This is a genomic window from Ruegeria sp. CDSA241 (assembly GCF_059611265.1).
In genome coordinates this window covers 112,635-133,114 of the sequence record NZ_JBXWPF010000006.1, presented here as the reverse complement: position 1 = coordinate 133,114, position 20,480 = coordinate 112,635, and the positions used below count along the sequence as shown (strand labels likewise).

The 20,480-nt window shown below is 56.8% G+C and carries 23 protein-coding genes; 14 read left to right on the top strand and 9 right to left on the bottom strand.

Going from position 1 to position 20,480, the window contains the following annotated elements; genetic code table 11:
* The first annotated feature begins 11 nt into the window (after positions 1 to 11).
* The 7 genes from hisD to AC2FJV_RS07495 are packed head-to-tail and all read left to right on the top strand — an operon-like array spanning position 12 to position 5,686.
* Entirely contained in the window at positions 12 to 1,319 is a 1,308-nt protein-coding gene (hisD, locus tag AC2FJV_RS07525; RefSeq protein WP_142637705.1) for a histidinol dehydrogenase, read from the top strand.
* A complete protein-coding gene (locus AC2FJV_RS07520) occupies positions 1,312 to 2,073 on the top strand; it encodes an SDR family NAD(P)-dependent oxidoreductase (protein ID WP_496713264.1) in 762 nt (253 codons plus the stop codon). The genes hisD and AC2FJV_RS07520 overlap by 8 nt, the downstream gene beginning before the upstream one ends.
* Positions 2,070 to 3,050 carry an alcohol dehydrogenase catalytic domain-containing protein gene (locus AC2FJV_RS07515; RefSeq protein WP_496713262.1) on the top strand — a complete coding sequence of 327 codons (981 nt, stop codon included), beginning with the start codon at positions 2,070 to 2,072 and terminating at the stop codon, positions 3,048 to 3,050. Before AC2FJV_RS07520 ends, AC2FJV_RS07515 begins: the two co-directional genes overlap by 4 nt.
* A 33-nt stretch (positions 3,051 to 3,083) precedes the next feature.
* On the top strand, positions 3,084 to 3,500 hold the full coding sequence (locus AC2FJV_RS07510) for a universal stress protein (RefSeq protein WP_496713260.1): 417 nt from the start codon (positions 3,084 to 3,086) through the stop codon (positions 3,498 to 3,500).
* 37 nt (positions 3,501 to 3,537) lie between these two features.
* Positions 3,538 to 4,044 (top strand): sulfopyruvate decarboxylase subunit alpha, encoded by a 507-nt coding sequence (gene comD / locus AC2FJV_RS07505; protein ID WP_282022016.1) that lies wholly within the window; start codon positions 3,538 to 3,540, stop codon positions 4,042 to 4,044.
* Positions 4,041 to 4,595 (top strand): sulfopyruvate decarboxylase subunit beta, encoded by a 555-nt coding sequence (comE, locus tag AC2FJV_RS07500; protein ID WP_496713258.1) that lies wholly within the window; start codon positions 4,041 to 4,043, stop codon positions 4,593 to 4,595. Before comD ends, comE begins: the two co-directional genes overlap by 4 nt.
* A complete protein-coding gene (locus tag AC2FJV_RS07495) occupies positions 4,595 to 5,686 on the top strand; it encodes an alpha-hydroxy acid oxidase (RefSeq protein WP_496690038.1) in 1,092 nt (363 codons plus the stop codon). The genes comE and AC2FJV_RS07495 overlap by 1 nt, the downstream gene beginning before the upstream one ends.
* A gap of 228 nt (positions 5,687 to 5,914) precedes the next feature.
* Here the strand turns inward: AC2FJV_RS07495 and AC2FJV_RS07490 are convergent, their stop codons facing one another.
* Positions 5,915 to 6,793, bottom strand: coding sequence for a LysR substrate-binding domain-containing protein (locus AC2FJV_RS07490; protein WP_496694030.1), 879 nt, complete (start codon positions 6,791 to 6,793; stop codon positions 5,915 to 5,917).
* Between the two features lie 98 nt (positions 6,794 to 6,891).
* Here AC2FJV_RS07490 and AC2FJV_RS07485 point away from each other — a divergent pair, with 98 nt between their 5' ends.
* Complete coding sequence (locus AC2FJV_RS07485; RefSeq protein WP_496694064.1) at positions 6,892 to 7,596, top strand: SDR family oxidoreductase; 705 nt, start codon at positions 6,892 to 6,894, stop codon at positions 7,594 to 7,596.
* A gap of 24 nt (positions 7,597 to 7,620) precedes the next feature.
* Here the strand turns inward: AC2FJV_RS07485 and AC2FJV_RS07480 are convergent, their stop codons facing one another.
* From AC2FJV_RS07480 to AC2FJV_RS07465, 4 genes are read right to left on the bottom strand one after another with little or no spacing between them, the layout of a single operon-like run.
* Positions 7,621 to 8,409, bottom strand: a complete 789-nt coding sequence (locus AC2FJV_RS07480) for a heme ABC transporter ATP-binding protein (RefSeq protein ID WP_496713256.1) — start codon at positions 8,407 to 8,409, stop codon at positions 7,621 to 7,623.
* A 3-nt stretch (positions 8,410 to 8,412) separates the two neighbouring features.
* Entirely contained in the window at positions 8,413 to 9,489 is a 1,077-nt protein-coding gene (locus AC2FJV_RS07475; RefSeq protein ID WP_496713254.1) for a FecCD family ABC transporter permease, read from the bottom strand.
* Positions 9,486 to 10,352 carry a heme/hemin ABC transporter substrate-binding protein gene (locus tag AC2FJV_RS07470; RefSeq protein WP_496694028.1) on the bottom strand — a complete coding sequence of 289 codons (867 nt, stop codon included), beginning with the start codon at positions 10,350 to 10,352 and terminating at the stop codon, positions 9,486 to 9,488. Before AC2FJV_RS07470 ends, AC2FJV_RS07475 begins: the two co-directional genes overlap by 4 nt.
* A complete protein-coding gene (locus tag AC2FJV_RS07465; protein ID WP_496690068.1) occupies positions 10,349 to 11,404 on the bottom strand; it encodes a hemin-degrading factor in 1,056 nt (351 codons plus the stop codon). The genes AC2FJV_RS07470 and AC2FJV_RS07465 overlap by 4 nt, the downstream gene beginning before the upstream one ends.
* Before the next feature lie 238 nt (positions 11,405 to 11,642).
* Here AC2FJV_RS07465 and AC2FJV_RS07460 point away from each other — a divergent pair, with 238 nt between their 5' ends.
* Genes AC2FJV_RS07460 through AC2FJV_RS07435 form a run of 6 tightly spaced genes read left to right on the top strand, consistent with a single transcriptional unit; the run spans position 11,643 to position 16,384 of the window.
* Positions 11,643 to 13,673, top strand: a complete 2,031-nt coding sequence (locus AC2FJV_RS07460; protein ID WP_496713252.1) for a TonB-dependent receptor domain-containing protein — start codon at positions 11,643 to 11,645, stop codon at positions 13,671 to 13,673.
* A 20-nt stretch (positions 13,674 to 13,693) separates the two neighbouring features.
* Positions 13,694 to 14,140 carry a hypothetical protein gene (locus AC2FJV_RS07455; RefSeq protein WP_496690031.1) on the top strand — a complete coding sequence of 149 codons (447 nt, stop codon included), beginning with the start codon at positions 13,694 to 13,696 and terminating at the stop codon, positions 14,138 to 14,140.
* 4 nt (positions 14,141 to 14,144) lie between these two features.
* Positions 14,145 to 14,813: a MotA/TolQ/ExbB proton channel family protein gene (locus AC2FJV_RS07450; protein WP_496690030.1), complete on the top strand. Its 669-nt coding sequence runs from the start codon at positions 14,145 to 14,147 to the stop codon at positions 14,811 to 14,813.
* A 31-nt stretch (positions 14,814 to 14,844) separates the two neighbouring features.
* Complete coding sequence (locus AC2FJV_RS07445) at positions 14,845 to 15,174, top strand: biopolymer transporter ExbD (RefSeq protein WP_496713250.1); 330 nt, start codon at positions 14,845 to 14,847, stop codon at positions 15,172 to 15,174.
* Complete coding sequence (locus AC2FJV_RS07440) at positions 15,174 to 15,566, top strand: ExbD/TolR family protein (protein WP_142637739.1); 393 nt, start codon at positions 15,174 to 15,176, stop codon at positions 15,564 to 15,566. The genes AC2FJV_RS07445 and AC2FJV_RS07440 overlap by 1 nt, the downstream gene beginning before the upstream one ends.
* Positions 15,563 to 16,384: an energy transducer TonB gene (locus AC2FJV_RS07435; protein ID WP_496694027.1), complete on the top strand. Its 822-nt coding sequence runs from the start codon at positions 15,563 to 15,565 to the stop codon at positions 16,382 to 16,384. The genes AC2FJV_RS07440 and AC2FJV_RS07435 overlap by 4 nt, the downstream gene beginning before the upstream one ends.
* 66 nt (positions 16,385 to 16,450) lie before the next feature.
* Here AC2FJV_RS07435 and AC2FJV_RS07430 read toward each other — a convergent pair whose 3' ends face one another.
* The 4 genes from AC2FJV_RS07430 to AC2FJV_RS07415 form a co-directional block, all read right to left on the bottom strand.
* Positions 16,451 to 17,185, bottom strand: coding sequence for an ATP-binding cassette domain-containing protein (locus AC2FJV_RS07430; RefSeq protein ID WP_496692973.1), 735 nt, complete (start codon positions 17,183 to 17,185; stop codon positions 16,451 to 16,453).
* Positions 17,182 to 18,393: an alanine racemase gene (locus tag AC2FJV_RS07425; RefSeq protein WP_496713248.1), complete on the bottom strand. Its 1,212-nt coding sequence runs from the start codon at positions 18,391 to 18,393 to the stop codon at positions 17,182 to 17,184. The genes AC2FJV_RS07430 and AC2FJV_RS07425 overlap by 4 nt, the downstream gene beginning before the upstream one ends.
* A 16-nt stretch (positions 18,394 to 18,409) precedes the next feature.
* Positions 18,410 to 19,363: an ABC transporter permease gene (locus AC2FJV_RS07420; RefSeq protein ID WP_282022025.1), complete on the bottom strand. Its 954-nt coding sequence runs from the start codon at positions 19,361 to 19,363 to the stop codon at positions 18,410 to 18,412.
* Positions 19,364 to 19,424: 61 nt separating this feature from the next.
* Positions 19,425 to 20,474 carry a substrate-binding domain-containing protein gene (locus AC2FJV_RS07415; RefSeq protein WP_496713246.1) on the bottom strand — a complete coding sequence of 350 codons (1,050 nt, stop codon included), beginning with the start codon at positions 20,472 to 20,474 and terminating at the stop codon, positions 19,425 to 19,427.
* Positions 20,475 to 20,480 lie beyond the last annotated feature (6 nt).

Genomic DNA, 20,480 nt, shown 5'->3' with positions numbered 1-20,480 from the left:
ACCTCGCTAAGATGAAACGTGAATACCTGAAAAAAGCGACCCTAACCGCTAAATCGGATGCTTCCGAAGTCCACGAGACGGTCAGGACAATTCTGGCTGATATTGAGGCAGGCGGAGATGCAAAGGCTATGGAATACGCCGCCAAGTTCGATCAGTACGAGGGCAATGTCCTTTTGACTGCCGAAGAAATCGAGGCGGCAGGAGCGCTTGTGCCGGAGAGGCTGAAAGCGGACATCCGGTTTGCGCATGACAACGTCAAACGGTTTGCCGAGGCGCAAAAGGCCACAGTATCCGATGTCGAGGTTGAAATCGTACCGGGCATGATTGCGGGGCAAAAGGCTATCCCTGTTGATGCGGCGGGCTGTTATGTGCCCGGCGGTCGCTATAGCCACATTGCTTCGGCCATCATGACTGTGACAACGGCCAAAGTTGCAGGTTGTCGCCACATTACCGCCTGTTCGCCACCCCGTCCCGGTGTAGGAGTTGCCCCGGCCATCATTTATGCCGCGAACCTGTGTGGTGCGGACAAGATTATGGCACTTGGTGGCGTTCAGGGTGTGGCTGCAATGACGTTCGGACTGTTTGGCCTGCCCAAGGCCAACATCCTCGTGGGCCCCGGCAATCAGTTTGTTGCAGAAGCCAAGCGCATTCTTTTTGGCCGTGTCGGGATCGACATGATCGCGGGCCCAACGGACAGTTTGATCCTTGCAGATGCAACAGCTGATCCGCATATCGTGGCAACGGATTTGGTAAGTCAGGCCGAACATGGCTACAACTCGCCTGTTTGGCTGGTCACAGATGACCGGGTGTTGGCCGAAAAGGTGATGGAGCTTGTGCCTGCCCTGATTGATGATCTGCCCGAGGTGAACCGCGACAACGCCTTTGCCGCTTGGCGTGACTATGCGGAAGTGATCGTATGCTCAGATCGCGAAGAAATGGCTGTTTGCTCCGATGATTACGCGCCCGAACACCTGACAGTGCAGGCCGAAGATCTGGATTGGTGGCTTGAGCGGCTCACATGTTACGGCTCGTTGTTCCTTGGGGAAGAGACGACCGTTTCCTATGGTGACAAAGCGACGGGTACCAATCATGTGCTGCCAACGTCAGGGGCCGCCAACTATACTGGCGGTTTGTCAGTCCACAAATACATGAAGATTGTCACATGGCAGCGTGCAACACGCGAGGGTGCCAAGCAGGTTGCCGAAGCCACAGCGCGCATTTCCCGCCTTGAAGGGATGGAGGGGCACGCCCGTGCTGCGGATGTTCGTCTGGCCAAGTATTTCCCGGATGAAGCATTCGACCTGACCGCAAATGGCTGATCCAAGATCACTGTTTGACCTGACTGGCCGCGTGGCCTGTGTAACCGGCGCCAGCTCCGGCCTCGGGCGGCGTGCGGTCATCGCACTGGCAAGTGCCGGGGCCCGCGTGGTGGGCGTAGCCCGGCGCGAGGACGCCCTGCAGCGCTTGCAAAACGAGGTCGGCGAAGATGTGGACTACGTTGCAGCGGATGTCGCCGACCGTGATGCACTCCCACACTTGGTAGAAGCGGTCAGCGCACCGTTCGGAGCGCCAGACATCATTGTGCACGCCGCTGGCATCAACATCCGTCAGACGGCGGATGACGTGACACCAGAAGGCTGGGATCAGACCGTGGCACTGAACATCTCGGCCCCGTTTTTCCTGAGCCAGGCACTGGTGCCCGCGATGAAGGCCAAGGGGTGGGGGCGGATCGTGAATTTTGCATCGCTCCAAACCACGCGCGCGTTTCCCGGTGGCATCGCCTATGGGACGACCAAGGCGGGCATTGCCCAACTGACCCGCGCAATGGCCGAAGCCTGGTCTGCATTTGGCATCACAGCCAATGCGATCGGACCCGGATTTTTCCCGACAGAACTGACCGAAGCCGTGTTTGCCGACCCGACCCGGGCCACGCGCAATGCAGCCCAAACCTGCATCGGGCGCAATGGCCGGTTGGAAGATATGGATGGCCCCATGCTGTTTCTCTGCTCGGACGCGTCCGGTTACGTGACCGGCCAAACCCTGATGGTCGACGGAGGGTTCACGGCAAAATGAAAGCGTTGGTTTATGAAGGTGTCGAAACGCTTGGTGTGCGCGAAGTCCCCAACCCGACCGTCGGTCAGGGCCAGTCGTTGGTTCGTATCGAGGCCTCGGGCATCTGTGGGTCGGACATGCACGCCTACCTCGGCCATGACGACAGGCGTCCTGCGCCCCTCATCCTGGGCCATGAGGCCGCAGGTGTGATTGAAGGCGGCGCCCGTGACGGCGAACGGGTCACGATCAACCCGCTGGTCAGTTGTGGCACCTGTCCCGCGTGTCAGACGGGCCGCGATAATCTGTGCCCGGACCGTATGATCATTTCCATGCCGCCGCGCGAAGGAGCCTTTGCTCAATATGTGGCAATGCAAGGCAGCAATCTTATCGTGGTGCCGGATCATGTTCCGTTGCAAAAGGCTGCACTGGCCGAACCTCTGGCCGTCAGTTGGCATTCCATACGGTTGGGGCTGATGGCGCTTGATCCGGGTGCCAGCCGCACCGCGCTTGTACTGGGGGGCGGGGCTATTGGTCTTGCCGCGGCCCTTGCCCTCAAGGCGCAGGGGGTCGATGACGTAACTGTTGCTGAACCAAGCAACAAGCGACGCACATTCCTGGAAGATCAATGCCTTGTGAAATCCGTACCCACTGGGGCAGGGCAGTATGGCATCGTGGTCGACGCCGTCGGATACGCGGCAACACGCGCCGCAGCTTCTGCCATGGCTGAACCGGGGGGCGTCATCGTCCATATCGGCCTAGGCGAAGACACGGGTGGCCTCGATATCCGGCGGATGACCTTGCAAGAGGTGACGTTCATCGGAACCTATACCTACACACCGGAGGACTTCCGGGATACCTGCACCGCGCTTTTCGATGGCGCGCTTGGCCCGCTAGACTGGGCAGAACATCGCAGCCTGAATGATGGACCGCAGGCATTTGCCGATCTACGATCGGGAATGGTTGCAGCCCCTAAGATCATCCTTGACCCGTGGGCCTGACACTTATGATCATCAACCAAATGGAGACACTTCATGTACCATAAAATCCTCGTCCCGATGGCGCTGGACCATGGCGTGTCGACTCATACACTTGAGATAGCCAACGCGCTGCGTGCAAAAGATGCCCAGATCTTCGCCCTTCACGTTCATGAGGCGCCCCAAGGCTCTGTCAGTGCGTATCTGGACGAAGAAATGGTTGCCGCCGGGTTTGAAAAAGCGCGTGCTGATCTTGAGGGCAAATTGTCTGGACATCCCGGTGTCACGCCTGTGATTGTAAAAGGACATTCGGCCCGCACTATCATCGACTATTCCGAGGCGCATGGCATCGACTGCATCGTGCTTGGATCCCACAAACCTGGTCTGAGAGATTATTTCCTGGGCTCCACAGCTGCTCGCGTCGTGCGGCACGCAGGCTGTGCCGTCCATGTGCATCGCGCGTCCTCTTGCTGACGCTCTCCTCTCCTTTCAAGAAAGGCCCTTCTGCAACATGAACATAGACAAGAAGATCACCGATGATCTTGTCGCGAATAATATCTCGTTCGTGACGACGGTGCCCTGCAAGCAGCTTGCGGGGGTCATCGAAGAAATCGACCAACACCCGGATATCTTCCATATTCCGTCGAATAAGGAAGACGAGGGCATGGGCCTGTGTGCCGGTGCGTGGATGGGTGGAAAACGCCCTGCGATCATCATGCAGAACACAGCCATTGGGGTGACGATCAACACTCTTGCGACGTTGATCCAGTATTACCGGATGCCTCTGCCGATGTTGATCAGCTACCGCGGAGAGCTCCGCGAACCTGTGGCTTGCCAGGTGGAAATGGCGGTGCATACCAAGGCGCTGCTGGCGCAGATGAACATCCCCACCTACCACTTCCATCACCAGAAGGATGTGGAAGAGCTGGATATGATCCTGAAGTATACCTTTATGTGCAACAAACCCGTGGCAATCCTGACCGATGCCAATTTCTGGGGAGGCTATGGCGACCAATGATCCGTTCTGAAATCCTCAAGGAAATTGCACCTCAACTTCGTGATCAACTAGTGGTCTGCAACATTGGCATCCCCAGCCAAGAACTGCATGCCATCGACGATCAACCAACGAATTTCTACATGCTCGGCACGATGGGCCTCGCTTCGTCTATCGGCTTGGGTCTGGCGCTGGCGCAGCCGAAAACCGTGATCTCTATCGATGGGGACGGATCGGTGTTGACCAATCTGGGCACCTTGCCAACCATTGGGAACAATATGCCCCCGAATTTCATCCTGATGGTTATCGACAACGGATCATATGGATCAACCGGTGATCAGCCGACTTATACCGGGCGCAAGACCGATCTGGCAGGCATGGCGCGCGCGGCCGGATGTGACAATGTCGTTGAAGTGCAGGATGTTGATACCGGCAAAGCACTGCAAGCGGCGGTGGAGGCGCAGGTTGGCACCGTCATGATCGTGAAGTGCGACAGTGGAAATGCCAAGATGCCGGTCATCACGATGGACCCGGTGATCATCAAGGATCGCTTTATGAAAGCGGTGGCTGGTTGATGAACCGCGCCGCGCGAATTCATTCCAGTGAGGATGCGCGGCGTTTGGCCAAGGCACGTCTGCCTTGGATGGTGTTTGACTATATCGATGGGGCCGCAGGGTCAGAAACGGGGGCTGCGCGTAACCGCGCTGCTCTGGATGACATTTGCCTTGAACCCCGGATACTGAAAGATGTCAGCCATCGGTCTTTGGACATGCCGCTGTTTGGCAAGATTGCCAAGCGGCCCTTTGGCATTGCGCCGATGGGGATGTGTAATTTGTCCAGACCTGGTGCAGATCTGATGCTGGCGCGGTTGGCCGCGCGCGCATCCGTGCCTTTGGGGGTCTCGACCGTGGCCTCAACCCCGCTGGAAAAAATGATCGAGGTCGCCGAAGGGCACGCGTGGTTCCAGCTTTATTTCAGCGGGGACGGAACGGGGTCATTCAAGCTGGCAAAGCGGGCGCAAGATGCCGGATACGAAACCCTGATCGTAACCGTCGACGTGCCCGAGGTTGGTCGCCGACCGCGTGAGTTGCGCCATGGTTTTACCATGCCATTCCGTATCGGACCCCGCCAATTTCTGGACTTTGCCCTGCACCCGCAATGGTCGCTTATGTCACTTGCCGCAGGTCGTCCGCAGATGGCAAATTTCGAGATGCCGGGCTTTGAATTCGACCGCACCGAAAGCCGCGCGAGGGCGACTTGGACAACATTGAAGGCTCTGCGCGATTTGTGGCAGGGCAACCTGGTAGTAAAAGGCGTGACCAACGCCGAGGATGCGCTGCAGTTGAAATCCGAAGGCGTTGACGCCATTCAAGTGTCAAATCATGGCGCACGGCAACTTGAAAGCGCACCCGCAGCCGTTCACGCGCTGGGCCGGATACGAGATAGCGTTGGTGCGGATTTTCCGCTATTTTACGACAGTGGCTTACGATCTGGCGAAGACGTTCTGAAAGCCCTCGATCAGAGCGCAAATTATGTGTTCTTTGGCCGCGTATTGCAATTTGCCATCGCCGCGGCCGGCGAAGAGGGTTTGCATAGACTGTGGAATATTCTCAGCGAAGAGTTGTCCAGTGCACTTGCTCAGGTTGGTCGGACGAAACTGACCTGAAGCAACGGAACAATTGTGAATGCCGTCGGTAACGCCTCTAACGCACACGATCCGGATGCCGTTACGAATTATTTTGCCCCGGACGCTGTGTTCGACTACGCCAGCGGCCCGAGGTGTTTGCCGGCAGGTTCGAGAGTGCAAATACCCTGAATTGGGAAGCGTTGGGAAACCTAAGCAACCATTCATTTCAGACGCGCATGCGTGCGCTTTGCAGGAAGCGAAAGCCGATCACGTTTCTCTCGCCGACCGCGATTTTAGCCAGTTTACGACTTGCATCACCGCGTGTTGGTTTGCGGCCGAACGCTCTATGAGGAGGTAAAAATCGCTACCACCGATGTCTCTTGCCGCACCAACCTCTACCAGGCGTCCTGCCTCAAGATCTCGGGAAACCATGAAACGGCTGACAAGGGCCACACCCTGCCGCGCGATGGCAGCGTCGACCGCAAGCGCTGTCTGGCTTAATCGAAGGCCGCGTTGCGATTTGTCACGAACCCCTAGGTTTGCAAGGTATCGCGGCCAAAGGTCATGCGTGTCATGAATTTTGGGCAGGTGTGCAAGGTCATCTGGTGTTAACGAATCGAATGCGTCGCTGATAAACTCGGGTGCGGCTACGGCAATCACCTCTTGTCTGAAAATAAGCGCCGCCCGAAGCGCGGCGCCAAACGGCGGCGATCCCTGCCGGACGGCAAGGTCGATCCCGTCGCTGTGAAAGCTGGAGACTTTTTCAGTGGCCATGATCCGCAAGTCGATTTCCGGATGGCTCTCTGCAAAGTCCGGCAGATTCGGGATCAACCATCTCGCAGCAAAAGTCGGGGTAACGCTTATTATAACCTTGTCCGGTTCCGGCTTTAGCTCGGCGGTTGCAGATCTAAGGCTCGCAAAGGCAACCGATATACGTGCGTGATAGCTACGGCCAACCGAGGTGAACTCCAATCCTTTGGGCACCCTTTCGAACAATGTGACTTCTAGGTGAGCTTCCAGCAGTCGCACCTGCTGCGCCACCGCCCCTTGTGTTACGCCCAACTCATCGGCAGCGGCGCGGAAACTGAGGCGGCGCCCAGCGACTTCGAATGCCCGTAAACCGTTGAGGGGAGGAAGATCAGCCATGAGACAATAGTATTTCTACTGTAATGAAACATCAAATCTCAATCGAACGATCCATCGAAACAGGATATTTTCACAGAATACAAAAGGGGAATCGTCAGATGGCAGTAGAAAAAGTAGCTTTGATTACCGCGGGCGGGAGTGGCATGGGGGCTGACGCGGCGCGCCGGCTTGCCAAAGATGGCTTCAAAGTCGGCATCCTCTCTTCTTCGGGTAAAGGCGAAGCACTCGGCGCCGAGCTGGGTGGTTTTGGCGTCACTGGTTCTAACCTCAGTGGTGACGATCTGACTGCTTTGGTCACGGGCGCGACGGAGCGTTGGGGCCACGTCGATGTCTTGGTCAATTCCGCCGGTCATGGCCCGAAAGGGCCCGTATTAGAGATCGGTGACGATGATTGGCATCAAGGGATGGAGGTCTATTTGATGAATGTGATCCGCCCAACACGGCTGGTGACACCCTTGATGCAGCAACAGGGCAGGGGGGTGATTATCAACATCTCTACTTTCGCGGCGTTTGAGCCCGATCCGCTGTTTCCAACATCAGGCGTCTTCCGGGCAGGATTGGCCGCCTTTGCCAAACTCTATTCTGATAAATATGCCGCAGAGAATATTCGCATGAATAACATCCTGCCGGGTTTCATCGACAGCCTGCCCGAAACAGAAGACCGCAAAGCCCGGATTCCGATGGGACGTTACGGTCATGCTGCGGAGGTCTCTTCGCTTGTCTCATGGCTGGCGTCTGAAGGCGGTGGCTATATGACGGGTCAAAACTTGCGCGTTGATGGGGGATTGACCCGCGCTGTCTGAGGCAACGTATCTGTTTGCACAACATCAAGCCTCAATGCATTTGTGCATTGCCTGAGGCAGTACAAAAGGAAGCGGGCCGGTCGGCACAATGCCGATCGGTAGGTTGATGCCGTAAACTTGCTGCATCAGGTCGTCGGTGAGGATATTTGAAGGTGTACCAGAGCCCCAGACAGTGCCCTGTGACATCACGTAAACACAGTCTGCAAATAACGCGGTGAGGTTCAGATCATGCATCACCACCACCACACCTCCACCTTGGGCGGCAAAATCGCTTGCGATACCAAGGACCGTAAATTGATGCGCGATATCCAGGCTGGCAACCGGTTCGTCCAGTAAAAGCCAACTGGGATGATCGGTCCGTTGTGCCTGCCAGACCTGCGTCAAAACACGGGCTAACTGTATACGCTGCTGCTCACCCCCGGACAGGGTCTGGTAAGACCTCTGCTCGAACCCGGCTAAGTCGACATGTGCCAGGGCGGTAGTGACCGAACTGTCATCTTGTGCGGCCAACCCGTTTGCCAGCCCCAGTCTGACAATCTCGTGCACTTTGAAAGGAAAGGCCACGCTGGTCGATTGTGGCAGCACGCCCCGTTTTGCGGCCAGTTGCCAGGGCTTTAACTCTGAGATGTCGTGGCCATTCAGGGTGATGGTTCCGGTCGAGGCAATCTCTCCGGCCAATGCCTTTAGTAAGGTCGACTTGCCCGATCCGTTGGGCCCGATGATTGCGGTGACCTGACCGGGATCGGCCTTGAAATTCACGTCGTGCAAGATGTCCTTTCGGCCCAGACTGACGCAGATATTCTTACCTTGCATGATTTACATTCCCATAATGCCGTGGCGGCGCAGGAGGATCCAAAGAAAGACCGGTGCGCCGAGAATTGCCGTGACGATCCCGATTGGCAGTTCCGCCGGGGCCACCACGACCCGGCTGATCATGTCGGCGCATAGCAGCAGACTGGCACCCAGCAGGGCGGAATTCATCAAAAGCCTGTGGTGGTCCGGCCCGGTTGCCAGACGTAGCAAATGGGGGACCACAATTCCGATGAATCCGATGCCGCCGGACACGGCAACAGCGGCCCCTGTTGCACCGGAAACTGCAAGAATGGCGATGTTCTTGCTGCGCTGAACCGGGATGCCCATGTGATGGGCCACAGCCTCTCCCATCGCCAGACCGTTAAGCGCGCGAGCCAGAAATTGTGTGCTTGCAAGGGCAACCAAAATGATTGGCGCAGCCGAGGCGATTTTGGTCCAGGTTGCCCCAGCTAACGATCCCATTCCCCAGAACGCCAGGTCGCGTAATTGCTGATCATCGGCCATGTATACCAGAACACCCGATGCGGCGCCGGATAAGGCACCTAATGCAATGCCGGCCAGTAGCATGGTTGCGACCGAAGTCTGCCCCCCGCTGGTCGAGACACGGTATAGGATCAGAACAGACGCCCAGCCACCAAGAAAAGCAGCAATGGCCACTAACCCGTTTCCTGTCCAGACCAAAACCGACACTGGCAAGTGGCTGCCAAGGATGATGGCTGAAATTGCGCCCAGACCTGCGCCCGCGCTGACGCCGACAATTCCGGGGTCCGCCAACGGGTTTCGGAAAAGCCCTTGCATGACCACCCCTGAAACAGCCAGCGCGGCACCGACCAGAATCCCCATGGCAAGCCGGGGCAAGCGTATGTCCCAAAGGACAATCCGATTCAGGTCAGACAGGGACCGCCCATTGATTAGGTCGATCACCGCCATGTTTAACGACGCATCCGAAGCACCGACTGAAATGCTTGCGGCGCTGGTCAGGCCAAGCAATACCAGTAAGGCCAAGGTAACCCGCCGTGCGGTTGCTCGCCGATTGTACCCGGGTGCCTCGGCGCTCATATGATCCAACGTCAGCGTCATGAGCCACCTTCATCCTGCAGGGCTGCTGACAGATCAGAAATGGCACTGGCGGTTCGAGGGCCAAACCCAAGAAGATATGCACCCTGCATGCGGATCAGCATCTTGTTCTGGCCCGCCGGGGTCAGCTTGACTGCGGGCAGTGAAAAGAGCGCGGCATCCTCGGTATTATTATCACCCCGCCGATCCATCATAAGGATGACATCAGGCGCAGCCGACACCAGCGCTTCGGGCGTCATTGGCTTGTAACCTGACACTTTGGCGGCGGCATTTACACCGCCAGCCAATCGAATGATGCTGTCTGCTTGGGTATCCACACCTCCCACTGTGATCCGGTTATCCTGCACCGACAGAACAAACAGAACCCGTTTCGGGTTGGATCCTGCGGCACTACTAGCCGCCAATTCCGCCTGATTGATCTGGCGTATGGTTTGCGCTGCCAATCCCTCGGCAGCAACGTCAGTGCCCAGCACGGCCCCAACGGTTTGGATTTTTTCGACCACGCCTTCCAGAGAGAACTCATCCTTGATCGTGACGTATTGCACGCCCGCTTCCTGCAGAACCGCAATCGCCTCTGGTGGTCCTGAACCTTCAAGCGCCAGGACCAAGTCTGGTTCTACCGACAAAACGCCTTCGGGCGACAGCGCGCGTCGGTATCCGATATCGGGCAGGTTCATCGCTTCTGTCGGGTAGGTTGATGTTCGGTCGCGACCAACTAGCCTGTCTTGCTGACCCAGAGCGTAGACGATTTCAGTGATGGAACTGCCGATCGCGATGATCCGCTTTGGTTCGTCGTCCGCAGCCTGCGCGACCTGTGTACTTAGCAGCATAGCCAAGGCAGGCCAGATCACTCGCATCCTGTTCATGTCAGCGCGGCCTCGGGTTGTGGTTCAAGTTCGGCAACCAGCGCGTCCCAGACCGGGCGATGGTCGGTTTCGCCAGTGCGCAGACCGAATATCTGGAAGATCAGCCCACCTTCGGCATCGAACGCCTCGACAGAGACGGCGGGGCCGCGCTGCGTCGGTTTGGTGACAGCCCAGACCTCTGCAATATGGTCCGTCCTCAGATGCAAATTGAAACGCGGGTCTAGCACATTGAACCAGGGTCCCATCTGCTTGATCGTTCCGATACGGCCACCGTGAATTTCGATACATCCACGATTGCCAACAAAGATCATCACCTCAATCTCCTTGTCGCACACCTGTTCGAACATTGGTGATATTACCGACGGCGTCAGTTCCCTGACGAGCGGTTGGCCGGCGATGCGATAGGCCCCCAATCGGTTCATCTTGAGCTTTGAGGTCAAGCGCATGAACTGGTGGGTGTCCGTCATCTTGGCCCATTCCGCACGTAGGATTTCCGTCTTTTCGGGGTTGGACTTGGGCGCTTCGGTCGGTCGGCGCGGTTCTAAATCAAGAGTTTGCGATTGGTCCTCAGACGCAAGGGCGCTGACAAGCTTATCCCAATGGTCCAGATCCGATCCTTCGCGCAGGAATATCTTGTGCACCGCATCGCCTGCGGCATCAAAGACCTGAAGCGAGCGTTTCACACCGCTGTCGGTTTTGCGTTCGATCGCAAAGGCATGGACCCAATGGCCGGGAAACATGCGCAAATCAATCTCATCTGTCAGAACCATCGAGGCATGAGCACCCGAATGGTAGTTGTCGTATTGACCGACCTTTTCGATCACGCAGGAGATATTGCGCGTCAACCCCATAACCTCTCCCAACCCGTTGAGCATTGGGAAAAGGTCATCAAGTTTTGCCGTCAGCCGTGTAACGTCGTTCCCGGCGAAGGCAGCGACCAACTGGCCTTCGGTAAGTCCAATCGATTCTGCCAGATCGCGGTCACGTTTGCCGCTGTTTTGCGCATAGGCTGCACGAATTTGAGCCGGGGTGTTAGGCACCTTTTCCGTCATGGGTTTTCCCATCTTCGAGTTGATTTTCAGAGGTGCTGGCCCGGCAGCCGAATTGTTCGGGTGCCCGCTGGCGAGAGTCGGCGATGCGACAACGATTTATTGTTGACTGTTTTAGTAACCTTTATTAACGAGCACAAGTCGCCAAAAAAAGGCGGCTCCAAAAAACAATAAAACAGACTGACCAAAGCCAGCATGGCGCAAGCATTTCAGGTCCTCCTACTGTTTCGAAGGGACAGAGATGCGTGTGCAAATACGGAAGATAGCTTTGCTGGGAACGGCTTCGTGCCTCAGCATGATTGCGGCTGGCGCTATGGCGCAAGACCAAGACGATGGTTTCCTGGGCACCCTGATACTTGGGGAAAGCAAACGAGAGATTCAGACAGACACTGCCGTGCCGGTCACAAATATTGATCAGGAAGAGATCAACGACCGGCAGGCCAATACGGTTGCAGAGCTGATCGACTCGGTTCCGGGGGTAAGCCTGGTGAACGGCTCGACCCCTCAGGGATCGGGCATCAATATTCGCGGCTATGGTGCAAACGGCACGTTCGGAACCGACCAGAAGGTTCTGATCCTGGTCGATGGTGCCACAACGGGCGCGGAAGAGCTGTATCGGATCGGCAACCAGCTTTTTACTGACCCCCAGCTTTACAAAAGCGTCTCGGTCATTCGGGGCACTGTCGGGTCATTCGAATATGGGTCCGGGGTTGTTGGCGGTGTCGTTCAGCTGGAAACCAAGGACGCGTCAGATTTCACCGGTGGCGAGCCGGGTTTTCGGTTCCGTCAAACCTTTGAGGGGTATTCGAACGGCAACGGTTTTGCCTCGTCCTCTATCCTGGCTTGGCAGCCGAATACCCAAACGGAATTCCTGTTCAACTACACCTATCGCGATCAGGACGATCAGGAGGATGGAAACGGCAATACGATCGGCAACAGCGCGTTCACGCTGCCGTCGCTTCTGGCTAAGGGCAAATACAGTTTCGGCAACGATCTCGAACATTCGTTCACCGCATCCTACAACCAGTCCACATCTGAAGAGCGCGACGTCCCTTATGACTCGTTTGGCACCACGTCGGATGCCTTTGGTAATGTAGACCGTGATATCGAAACAAAGATCGGTATCCTGCGGTATCAATATCAACCCACTGGAAATGATCTGGTCGATCTGGATGTGAACCTCAGCTATTCTGAGCAGGCGATCGAAAGCAGCTATGTTTCCGGGTCTTCCAGCCTTGAAGGCACGCCATTCTTCCCCGGCATTCAGGCCCTGGCAGATGCCACACATAACTATGAAACGACAAAGCTGACGATCAAGAACACGTCGTATTTCCAGACCGGCATCGCCTCGCATGACCTGCGGGCCGGGATCGAGTTTATCAACCGCGAACGGTTGGACGCGGCCTCGGCCCCGGGTGGAACCGACCGTCGATTTGCCCTGTTTGCTGTGGACGATGTGCAGATCGGTGACAATCTGACGATTACCCCCGCGGTGCGATATGAGACGCAGGACATCGACGGTGATGATGACGCCGCGGCCCCGTTCAACGAAAGCTATGACAACAACGCGCTTATGGGCGGGTTGTCGGCGCGGTACGCGTTCAACAGCGGTTTCGCGATCTTTGGTGGTGCCGCCTACACGGAAAGCCTGCCGATCATCGATGATCTGGGCACGCCGCTTTACATGACGCAACCCGAGAGATCCCGCACGTGGGAAGCTGGTTTTTCCTATGATCGCGGTGACGTGTTTGCCGAGAGCGACGTGATCCGCGCCAAGGTCAATTTCTATCAAACGACCCTGTGGGATATCACCTCCTACGTCTCTGGCACCCCGTCTCAACCCCTGTCCGAAGTGGAAACAAAAGGCGCCGAGATCGAAGCCTCTTATGCCAATGCGGGTGGGTTCTACGTCGATTTCAACTCGAACATCGTGACGGGTACGGAAACCAGCGTCACCGGCGATGACTCGCGTTGGCGGAATGAGCCGTCGGATTCCGCGCGCCTGACATTGGGCAAGCGGTTCGGTCAGACGTTGGACGTCAGCTGGGAAATCTTCGGTGCCCGGGCCGGAACGGACTCGAGCGGGGACGCGACCGCGGGATACGGAGTAAACTCTCTGCGTGCGACCTACATGCCGCAAGAGGGTGTGTTTGAAGGCTTTGAGCTGCGCGCCGGTATCGAGAACATCCTTGATAAGGACTACCGCCCGAACCTGTCGACCCGCAATTCGACGGGCCGGACCTTCAAGCTCGGCCTGGCCAAAACCTTCTGATCCCAAGGAAAGGACCCGTTATGCGAAGTGCGGCAGCAAACAAAGCCAGCGCTGTCCTGTCGACCCTGCTCTCAGTCTTGGGGGCAGGGATCGCCAGCGCCGAAGACGTGCCCAAGACTGGCGGCGTATCAATCGAACTCAGCTCTGCCGAAGCAAGGGGGCAAAACTGTCTGCTCAGCTTTGTCGCCGAAAATATGCATGAGGTCGACATCAACGGTGCGGTCTATGAAACCGTCCTGTTTGGCAAAAACGGTGCGGTCGCGTTAATTACCCTGCTGGATTTCGAAGAACTGCCCGCAGGCCGCCCACGGGTCAGGCAGTTTCAATTCACCGACATGGCCTGTGACCAGATCAGCCGGATTCTGTTCAACGGCGTGCAGGAATGCATGACCCAGAGCGGTAACAAAGATGCCTGCATGAATGGCCTCAGTCTAAAAAGCCGCCTTGAAACTGAGATGATAGGATAAAGCCATGTCCAAAATGCTGCAAAAACTGATGGAAATCCTGCAATTAGGGGGCCCGGTGGTGGCGATCCTGATTGCAGCCTCAATCGCGACCCTCGCCTTGGTCTTTTACAAAATCTGGCAATACAAAGCGGCGGGGGTCGGCCGTCACGTCGAATTGTCCAGGGCGATCGACGCATGGGACCGAGAAGACCCCACGGCCGCCAGAACATACCTGAACAAAAGCCGTAGTTACCTGGCGCCGGTGATCGCAATGGCATTGTCCGGGAATGATCGCACCTTGTCCGAGCGGGTCGATGCCGAGGCTGAGACGCAATTTGCTCAGCTGGAACAGGGCCTCAATGTACTGGACATCGTCTCGCAACTTGCGCCCCTGCTCGGATTGTTTGGCACGGTGCTGGGCATGATCGAAGCTTTCCAGACTCTGCAGGGGGCGGGCAACGCCGTTGACCCGTCGCTGCTGGCTGGGGGCATCTGGGTGGCGCTGATGACAACAGCAGCGGGGCTGGCCGTAGCCATGCCGACGTCACTGATCCTAACCTGGTTTGAGGCCCGCGTGAACCGAGAACGCGTCTTTACCAACCGTGCGCTCAGAACAATATTTGCCCCCGGCCATGCCGAGGAGGCCGAGCAAACGGCAGGGGCCGCGATTACGGCACTGGCACATGGCGCTTGAGGTTCAAAGAAAGCGGCGCAAACGCCTGTCAATGACATCGCTCATAGATGTCATCTTTTTGCTGCTGCTGTTTTTCATGCTGACATCCACATTCTCGAAATTCGCCGAGATTGAGTTTTCGACGGCCTCAGTCGGCGGCGCAGAGCCAGACCAAGCCATCCGGTTTATTAAACTGAATGCAGACCGAATTCTGGTCGATGGTGCGCCTGTACCATTGGCGCAGGTGGCTCCAATGCTGCTCGACGCCAAATCCCAAGTTGCGCTCATCAGCCTGGGTCCGAGGGCAACCTCTCAGCAGCTGATTGATCTGTTCATCGTGCTGGCACCTGTCGAAAACCTGCACACTCAGGTATTGGGCTGATGCAGTTGAAATCGAAGCCCAGACAAAGCCGAGAGCCAACCATCGCGCTGATCAATGTCGTGTTCCTGATGCTTATATTCTTCATGATCGCGGGCACCCTTACGCCGCCGCTCAACGGATCAGTTCAGCTTGTCGAAACGATGGATCTGGAGGGGCGCGAGCCACCTGATGCGTTGGTTATCCGTGCGGATGGCACACTTGAATATCGCGGGGCAGAGCTGACCAATGCTGCGGCCTATGTAGAGCGGGCGGCTGTTGATCTGCCCCTTGATGCGGTTCGGATCGTGCCGGATCGATCCTTGCCTGCGGTTGCGCTCAAACAGATCAGCGATGACTTGCGCGGGTTGGGTGCAAGTCAGGTTTATGTCGTGACCGAAAGGGGATTACGGTGATAACCAAATCCCGCGCGGTGGTTGTGATTTCTGTCGCATTGGCCGTAGCGACACATGGCCTTGCGCTTTTGGATTATTTGACCGCCGAACAGGTGCAGGTCGAAGGTGGCGGAGAGGAGAGCGCCGCCGCGCTGGGATCTGTATTCAAGGACTTCGTCGCCGGAACAAATGCACCAGCACCGGCCAGCACGCGCAAGAAACCGGCAGCACCTCATCGGTTGCAACCCAAGGCCCGCCCTGTCAAGCAGCAGCGCACAACGTCGCCGCAAACTCTCAGCCCGGTTGTGAGCAGCGCTACGGCCGCGACCGCTGTTGCGCCAAGCCCTCTCAGGCCTCAGGACGCTGAAACACCGAACAGACAGGGTGATGCTGCTTCGGTGTCGCCGACCGAGGATGCCAAGCCGCCGGAACCGAAGAAACAGGCAAGCAATCAAACTGCCACCGCGCATGGCAACGCGAAACAATCGGGGAAAAAAGGCGACGCCACCGGGAAAACCACGAAAGGCGCGGCAAAGGTTGTTACATCCACGTCAGCGCTGACCGCATCCGGCAATGCCGACGCCAGCAACTACGCCGGACAGATTAAACGCAAGATTATCCGCGCCCGGAGAAAGAGCGCCAATATTCGAGGTGCCGCGTTGGTGGCCTTTCGAATAGCTGAGAACGGGACATTACAGGCGGTTGGAATAGTACGCAGTTCAGGGTCAAAGCGGTTGGATCAGATCGCCCTTGCCCAGGTAAAAGCGGCTGCACCCTTCCCGCCACCTCCGGCAGGGGTGAGACGAGATTATACTTTCGAAATCATCGGGCAGCAATAAGTGCCATATCCCATCGAGCCATAGGGCCCCTGTGTAAAGATGGGGACAGGGCTGCGCTTTGCGCCATCAACTATGTACACCGGTGATCATGGCGACAATTTCGTTCTTGTCGGTCTCGGCAGTTGTTCTGACGCCTATCTGTTCACCCCGGCGTAAAACGCAGATGCGGTCGGCAAGACGAAAAACCTGATCCAGGGAATGGCTGATTATCAAAATTGCCAGATTGCGATCCTTAAGTGACGCGACGAGGTCCTCAACCTTCGCAGTCTCTGCAACGCCAAGTGCTGCAGTTGGTTCATCCAGAAGGATCAATTTGCTGGCCCAATGGGTTGCTCGCGCGATAGCAATGCCCTGTCTTTGGCCTCCGCTCAAATCACGTATGGCTGCGCGCTCAGAGGGGATGCGCACGTCAAGCTGATCAACAAGGCTTTGGGTTTCGGCACGCATGCGTGCTTTATCCAGCAGTCCAAAGGGTTTGCGCGTCAGTTCGCGGCCCAGAAACATGTTCATATAAACCGGCTGTTCGTCAGCCAATGCGAGGTCCTGATAGACCACCTCAATACCATGTGATCGAGCCGCGCTTGCATCCGAAAAACCGACTTCTTCGCCGTCAAGCGCGATCTCACCGCTGGTTGGTCGATGCACGCCAGAGATGATCTTGACGAGCGTGGATTTACCCGCGCCATTATCACCGACCAGAGCCACGATTTCACCGGGGTAGAGGTCCAGTGAAAAATTCTGGATCGCGACCACTCCGCCAAAAGATTTGTGGATTTGCTTGAGGGAAAGAACCGGAGTCATTGCGCAAAGGCTCCCGGCCAGCTGACGTGGTCGCCAAAGCCGTTTTCGATTGAGGTAAGCTCTGGCATTCCGCTGTCTACGCCTTTTATCCCGGCAACCAAAGCGCGGGTCACAAAGGCCTGCCCACGGAAACCGAAGACAACCGTGTCGCCTGGTGCGGGGTTTTGATCGCTGTCGCTGTCGATCATGGCGTAGTAATCTATTGCGGAATAATCAGGAATTTCGACATTTCGCAGGGCTGACCGGCTGATTGTCGGGCTGCTGCTGACCAGCGCCCGAACCTGGTATTTCGGGAAAACCGGATCGATATAGAGCCCGCCGCCAAAGCAATAGGCTTTCCCGCCGTGATGGTGCGAGACCTCGGAAAGGTAAAGTACGGCGGGATCCTCAGGAAGGTCTTCTACCGCATGGAGAGGCGTCGTGCCATGTAGGCCATTGCCCGGTTCAACCTGCGTGGCCCCGGCTTCGGCTAATGCTGGAAGAACAGCTGAAGATGTCGTTCCGGGGGCATTGATTTCGATCTCCGTACGCCCAGCACGCGCCAGAGCTTCTGCAGCCATGTTGAGCGTGTGGAGGTTTGGGGTCGGCACAACCTTGCGGGCATCCTGGTCGAAAAGCAGGGCGGGAAAGGTTGTAATGCCTGCAAAGCGCCCGCCCTGCAGCGCATCCAAACGGTCGGCCACCGCCAGGATATCATTCGCGTCAAATCCTCCCTCGTGGCCACGATAGAACGTATCCCCTTCGGTCTGGATGCGCGCCATCAGTGCCTGTTCTCTCTCGGCCCGAGCCGAGGCGTCTGCCGCCTCTTTTGCCTTGTTGTCCGAGAATACCGTCCAATAGTCCGGGCGTAGTTTGGCTGCGGCGAAGAAAGCTTCTTGGCGGGGTACCTGTACAAGGTGACCCAAATGACCTGTCCTTAAGCCAGCGCGGTCACATGCCAAGGCGCAGGCCATATCCACGGCGACGGACCGGCTGATGCCACCGCGCATGACCGCCTGACAAAAGCCGGAATGGCGACCCACCTGTTTGGTCATGGCAAAAGTTGTAAGGCCATGCCCACGGGCCACATCAGAGAAAATGCGCGCGTTGCGTTCGACGGCATCCAGGTCAAGCACATAGGCGTTTGCGGGGATCTTCCCTTGTTGATGCAAGGCCATGGCGGCCTCGATGAACTTGGGGTTGCGACGTATGAGAAGATCAAGAAACATTGGGTTGCTCCGGTGTCTATCGGCGGATTTCGCGGAGTGAAATTGCTACGGCGATCAGTATGATCAGCCCGCGTACGATCATCTGGTCCGAGACCTGAAGCCCCATCAGGATCAGCCCGTTATTCAGCATTCCCATCATGAGCGAGCCCAAAAGCGCACCTATTATGGATCCCTTGCCGCCATTAAGCGCAGTGCCACCTACGATGACAGCGGCAATGACCGTCATCAGATCGCTTTCGCCCATTGTATATTTGGCGGCTTGAATGCGCCCGGCATAGAGCAAACCAGCCAGCCCAGCGGTTGCGCCGCACAAGGTCAGAACCATCAGCCGGATACGGGGAACCCTGATGCCAGAGACTTGGGCTGCGCGGGCATTGTCCCCAACGGCCAGAACGTGTGCGCCAAAACGTGTGTGCCGGTAGATGACATGGCCAATCAGCACTGCAATCACGGTCCAGATAACAAGTGAAGGTACACCAAACAGCTTGCCCGAGCCGAAGACCCCGGTGAAAGTCCCGTTAACGACAGGAATGGATCGCAGATCGGTCATCGAACGCGCAATTCCGGCAAATAAACCCATGGTGGCCAAGGTCACCAGAAATGATGGCAACCGCAGATAGGCCACCAATGCACCATTGAACGCGCCGATCAGAATGCCTGCGCCAAGCCCCGCTGCGACACCCAGGATCATTGGGCCGTTCTGCATCGCAACAGCTGCCGAGAGGGCTGCAACAGCTACGACAGAGCCAAAACTCAGGTCGATCTCTCCGGCTGACAGGGCAAAGACCAATCCGATGGCCATGATCGTGGCCGGGGCTGTCTGAAGGACGATATTTGTCAGATTCCGACTGGTCAGAAACCCGTCATCGTAGAGAGTGATCCCAAAAAACAGAAAGATCGCAAGAAAGCCGAAATAAATGACGCAGCGCTGTAGATCCAAGTCGCGCATACGTTGAAAAGCCTGTTCCATGGATGCCTCTGGGAATATCCGGTTGCGGCAGGTCGCCAGAGGCGACCTGCCCATCAGGTCTCTACTTCGATGTCAGACTGGCTGGTGCATCAATATTCAGCGAGTTTTGCCATCCATCGGCAACGTTGTCCGCTGTCACTGTCAATGCAGGGGCTACAACAAAGGATGGTACGTCCTCGCCCAGCAGGTCGAGCACGGCACTGGCGGCCATTGCACGCCCCAGTTCATAGGCTTCATCGGCAACAATCGCCGCGACATTACCACCCTGAACCATATCAAGGGCAATCGGCTCTGACAGATCCAATGTCACGATCTTGGTCGAGGTGTTTCCGTTCGTCCGCAGCGCTGCAAGAATACCCTCTGCTGGACCAGCCCAGGTTACGTAGATTCCACCCAGGTCTGGGTTTTTCAGCAGCATAGCATTGGCAATCTCTTCGGCGCGCGCAGGATCAGAAATGCCTTGTTCTGCAACGATTGTGATGTTCGGATAGTCGTTCTCAATCGTGGTCTTGAAAGCGTTGTCGCGCTGATTGGTCACATAATAATCTGCGTCGTGATAAATCCATCCAACTGTTCCTTCATTGCCCATGGCAGCCGCAAGCGCATCCGCCGCTTGTTTGCCCATCTGAAACAGGTCATCCGTCACGATTGCCGCATAGTCGTCCGGGTGCTTGTAGCCGGCCGGCAGGTTCGAGAGGAAACTTAGGGCAACTCCGGCCTCTTTTGCCTCTGCAAATGCTGCGGCAGAGGTCACCGGGTCCAGAGGAAGCGACAGAATGATATTGGGCGATTTGGCCATGACCGTCTCGATATCGCTACGTTGTTTTGCAGCATCAAATCCTGCGCTTGTCACGGCAACGACCTCGATCCCCAGACGCGCAAATTCATCGCTGGCACCTGCTGTTACCGCATTCACAAAGTCGGATTGGTCATGCCACAGCAAAGCAGCTGAATATCCAGCCTCTTTCACCTTTTCGACATCATCATTAGCGACAACAACCATTGATGAAGGGGTGGCACTTTCCCCCGCTGGACCGATGGTTTCGGCGTATAAGCTGCCCGCCAGCGCGAACATCGCGGTAGCGGCAAATGTGCTTCTAACAAGTGACATGTTTGT